The following is a 4,239-nucleotide window of genomic DNA, read 5'->3' on the forward strand; positions in this document are numbered from 1 at the left end:
CGCGCGCCGCTGGCGCAAGATGGTGGGCGGCGGCCTGCGCCAGGCGGGCCTGCTCGCGGCGGCGGCCTCGCACGCGCTGGACCACCACGTGAACCGCCTCGCCGATGACCACGCGCTCGCGCAGCGCCTGGCCCAGGGCCTCGCGACCATCGAGGGCCTCACGGTGCGCTCGGCGCAGACCAACATCGTTTTCGTGGACGTGGCCAATGGCCGGGGCCCTGATCTGCTCGCCCACCTGGAGCGCCAGGGTGTGCTGGCCACTGGGCTGATCGGCCTGCGCTTCGTCACGCACCTGGGCGTGGACGCGGCCGGCATCGACCGCGCGCTGGCGAGCGTGCGCGACTTCTTCCATCAACCTGCGCCGGCTGGCAACGCTTCACGCGGCCACGCAGTGTACTGAACGGAGCCCACCATGCCCGAGCTGCCGCAACTGCTTCTGTTCATCGCGGCCGGCTGGCTGCTCAACCTCACGCCTGGCCCGGACGTGCTCTATATCGTCAGCCATGGCCTGCGCAGCGGCGCACGCGCCGGCATGGTGGCGGCGTTGGGCATCATCAGCGGCTGCTTCGTACACGTCTTCGCCGCGGCCGCGGGGCTCAGCGCCTTGCTCGCCACCTCGGCCACCGCGTTCACGGTGCTCAAGTGGATCGGCGCGGCCTATCTGTTGTGGATGGGCGTGAAGCTGCTGCTTTCGCGCGGTGGGCGCTTGTCGCTGGACGAGGGCTCGCCGGTCGAGACCGATCTGTGGGCCGTGTGGCGCCGCGGCTTCCTCACCAACGTGCTGAACCCCAAGGTCGCGCTGTTTTTCCTGGCCTTCGTGCCGCAGTTCATCCGCCCCGACGCCGCGCACCCGGCGCTGAGCTTCCTGCTCCTGGGTGTGCTGTTCAACCTCAACTCGCTGCCCATCAACCTGGGCTACGCCTGGCTGGCCGCCTGGGCCGCGCGGCGCCTGCACACGCTGCAGCGCGTCATGGGCTGGATGGACCGCGCCGCTGGGGCATTGTTCATCGGCTTCGGCCTGCGCCTGGCCTTCACCGATCACCCTTCTTCCCGAGCCTGAGGAGACGCAACACATGGTCCAACGCATCCACCACATCACGCCGCAGGAGGCCCTGCAGCGCACCATCGAGCACCGCGAGATCTTCCACGACGAGATGCTGCACCTCATGCGCCTCATCATGAGCGGCGAGATGTCGCCCGTGATGATGGCCGCGCTCATCACGGGCCTGCGCGTGAAGAAGGAAACCATCGGCGAGATCACCGCCGCCGCGCAGGTGATGCGCGAGTTCTCCACCAAGGTACACGTGGCCGACAAGACGCACCTGGTCGACATCGTGGGCACGGGCGGCGATGGCTCGCAGACCTTCAACATCTCGACGTGCAGCATGTTCGTCGCGGCCGCGGCGGGCGCGCGCGTCAGCAAGCACGGCGGGCGCAGCGTCTCCAGCAAGAGCGGCAGCGCCGACGTGCTGGAGAGCCTGGGGGTCAACATCAACCTCACGCCCGAGCAGATCGCGCGCTGCATCGAGCAGGTGGGCGTGGGCTTCATGTTCGCGCCCAATCACCACCCGGCCATGAAGAACGTCGCGCCGGTGCGGCGCGAGCTCGGCATCAAGACCATCTTCAACATCCTGGGTCCGCTCACCAACCCGGCGTCCGCGCCCAACATCCTCATGGGTGTTTTCCATCCCGACCTCGTCGGTATTCAGGTTCGCGCCTTGCAGCGCCTGGGCGCTGAACACGCCGTGGTGGTCTATGGCCGCGACGGCATGGATGAAGTCTCGCTGGGCGCGGCCACCATGGTGGGCGAGCTCAAAAACGGCGAGATCGTCGAATACGAAATCCACCCCGAGGACTTTGGTCTGACCATGGCCAGCAACCGTGCGTTGCGCGTGGACACGCCAGAGGCCTCGCGCGACATGCTGCTGGGCGTGCTGGAGCGCCGCGAGGATCCGGCCTTCAAGGCCGCGAGCGAGATCGTGGTGCTCAACGCGGGTGTGGCGCTGTACGCCGCCAACGTCGCGGCCGACGTGGAGGCGGGCATTGCTTTGGCGCGGCGCACGCTGCACTCGGGCGCAGCGCTAGCCAAGCTCGAGCAGCTCAAGGCCTTCGCGGCGGCGTGAGGAGGCGGACATGAGCGACATCCTCGACAAGATCGTGGCAGTGAAGCACCAGGAGGTGGCGGCCGCGAAGAAAAAACGGCCGTTGGAGGCGATGCGCGAAGACGCCGAAAGCCGCGTGCTCACGCGCGACTTCGTCGGCGCGCTGCGCGCCAAGATCGCCGCCGGCCAGGCGGCTGTGATCGCCGAGGTAAAGAAGGCCAGCCCCAGCAAGGGCGTGCTGCGCGAGGACTTCATTCCCGCGGACATCGCGCAGAGCTACGCCGAGGGCGATGGCGCCGTCAGCGCGGCCTGCTTGTCGGTGCTGACCGATCGGCAGTTCTTCCAGGGGTCGGCCGACTACCTCAAGCAGGCGCGCGCCAGTTGCGAGTTGCCCGTGCTGCGCAAGGATTTCATGGTCGACCCGTACCAGGTCTATGAGGCGCGGGCCATGGGCGCGGATGCCATCCTGCTCATCGCGGCCTGCCTGGACGACGCGCGCATGGCCGAACTCGAGGCCATCGCCATGGACCTGGACATGGCCGTGCTGGTCGAGGTGCACGACCGTGAGGAGTTGCAACGGGGGCTCAAGCTCAGGACACCGCTGCTGGGCATCAACAACCGCAACCTCAAGACCTTCGAGGTGTCGCTACAGACCACGCTCGGCCTCTTGCCCGAGGTGCCGGCCGACAAGCTGCTGATCACCGAATCGGGCATCCTCACGCGGGCCGACGTGCAGTCCATGCGCGCGGCTGGGGTGCACGCCTTCCTGGTCGGCGAGGCCTTCATGCGGGCGGAGGAGCCGGGTCTGGCGCTGGCCGAGCTGTTCGCATGAAGCTGCAAAGCGCCAGCTTCGCGCACTGGTCCGTGGCGTCTGGCTGGGCACCGGTGGTGGACGCGTTCGCGGCTTCGCCCACGGGGATGTCGCTCGCCGCCTTCCTGGCGCAGCGCCTGGCGCAGGGTGCCACCATCTACCCGCCCGAGCCCCTGCGCGCGCTCGCGCTGACGCCGCCCGATTCGGTGCGTGTGGTAATCCTGGGGCAGGACCCGTACCACGGCCCCGGTCAGGCCGAGGGCCTGGCCTTCTCCGTGGCGCCGGGCGTGAAGTGGCCGCCCAGCCTGCGCAACATCTTCCTGGAGCGCCAACGCGACCTCGGCCTGCCGCCGCCCATGAGCGGTTCCCTGGTGCGCTGGGCCGAGCAAGGTGTGCTGCTGCTCAACACCTGTCTGACGGTGGAGGACGGTGCGCCTGCCAGTCACGCCGGGCGAGGTTGGGAAGTGCTTACTGACGCTGTGATTCGCCACGTAGGGGCATCGGTGAATCCCCGGGCCTTTCTCCTCTGGGGCGCTCACGCTCAGAGAAAAGCGGCTCTGATCGACTCCCGCCATCATCTGCTGCAGGCCAACCACCCCTCGCCGCTGTCCGCCCGGCGCGGTCCGACGCCCTTCCTCGGCTGTGGGCATTTGGGCGCCGTCAACGCCTGGTTGGCCCGTCAGGGCGGTGCGCCCATCCAGTGGTGAGGCCCCGTCCTGAGACACTGGGCGGCTGCCACATTTCCATGGCATAATCGTCGGCTGCGCTATGGAGGGGTGCCCGAGTGGCTAAAGGGGGCAGACTGTAAATCTGTTGGCTTACGCCTACGCTGGTTCGAATCCAGCCTCCTCCACCAAAGCGCGACCGATGTGACATGCCAGCCCGGGCGGGAGTAGTTCAATGGTAGAACCCCAGCCTTCCAAGCTGATGACGCGGGTTCGATTCCCGTCTCCCGCTCCATGTCCTGTTGGCTGTGAGTGATAGTTTCCCGGGTGTCGGCTCAGCCGGCGCCTTGGCCCATGTGGCTCAGTGGTAGAGCACTCCCTTGGTAAGGGAGAGGTCGCGGGTCCGATTCCCGCCATGGGCACCAGTTGCTTGATTGGGTGTTTCGGCAATTTCGTTTTTGGAGCTGAAGAAATGGCTAAGGAAAAATTCGAGCGGACCAAGCCGCACGTGAACGTTGGAACGATCGGGCACGTGGACCACGGCAAGACGACGCTGACGGCGGCGATCACGACGGTGCTGGCGAGCAAGTTTGGCGGCGCGGCCAAGGCCTACGACCAGATCGACGCGGCTCCGGAAGAGAAGGCGCGCGGCATCACCATC

At 67.4% G+C, this 4,239-nt stretch carries 6 protein-coding genes and 3 tRNA genes; all 9 read left to right on the forward strand.

Annotated elements, in window-relative coordinates; genetic code table 11:
- Positions 1–400: beta-eliminating lyase-related protein (locus VLG41_RS17225; protein WP_325350620.1), on the forward strand; the 400-nt coding region annotated here is incomplete at its 5' end.
- A gap of 12 nt (positions 401–412) precedes the next feature.
- A complete protein-coding gene (locus tag VLG41_RS17230; protein ID WP_325350621.1) occupies positions 413–1,060 on the forward strand; it encodes a LysE family translocator in 648 nt (215 codons plus the stop codon).
- A gap of 13 nt (positions 1,061–1,073) precedes the next feature.
- Positions 1,074–2,123 (forward strand): anthranilate phosphoribosyltransferase, encoded by a 1,050-nt coding sequence (gene trpD, locus VLG41_RS17235; protein ID WP_325350622.1) that lies wholly within the window; start codon positions 1,074–1,076, stop codon positions 2,121–2,123.
- A gap of 10 nt (positions 2,124–2,133) precedes the next feature.
- Positions 2,134–2,934: an indole-3-glycerol phosphate synthase TrpC gene (gene trpC, locus VLG41_RS17240; protein ID WP_325350623.1), complete on the forward strand. Its 801-nt coding sequence runs from the start codon at positions 2,134–2,136 to the stop codon at positions 2,932–2,934.
- Positions 2,931–3,620 (forward strand): uracil-DNA glycosylase, encoded by a 690-nt coding sequence (locus VLG41_RS17245; RefSeq protein WP_325350624.1) that lies wholly within the window; start codon positions 2,931–2,933, stop codon positions 3,618–3,620. The genes trpC and VLG41_RS17245 overlap by 4 nt, the downstream gene beginning before the upstream one ends.
- Positions 3,621–3,683: 63 nt before the next feature.
- Positions 3,684–3,769: transfer RNA gene (locus VLG41_RS17250), tRNA-Tyr, on the forward strand.
- 30 nt (positions 3,770–3,799) lie between these two features.
- Positions 3,800–3,873, forward strand: a tRNA-Gly gene (locus VLG41_RS17255).
- 55 nt (positions 3,874–3,928) lie between these two features.
- Positions 3,929–4,003, forward strand: a tRNA-Thr gene (locus tag VLG41_RS17260).
- A 47-nt stretch (positions 4,004–4,050) separates the two neighbouring features.
- Positions 4,051–4,239: GTP-binding protein (locus VLG41_RS17265; RefSeq protein ID WP_325350625.1), on the forward strand; the 189-nt coding region annotated here is incomplete at its 3' end.

This window comes from Hydrogenophaga sp. (assembly GCF_035481345.1).
In the GTDB taxonomy this organism is placed as follows: Bacteria; Pseudomonadota; Gammaproteobacteria; order Burkholderiales; family Burkholderiaceae_C; genus Hydrogenophaga.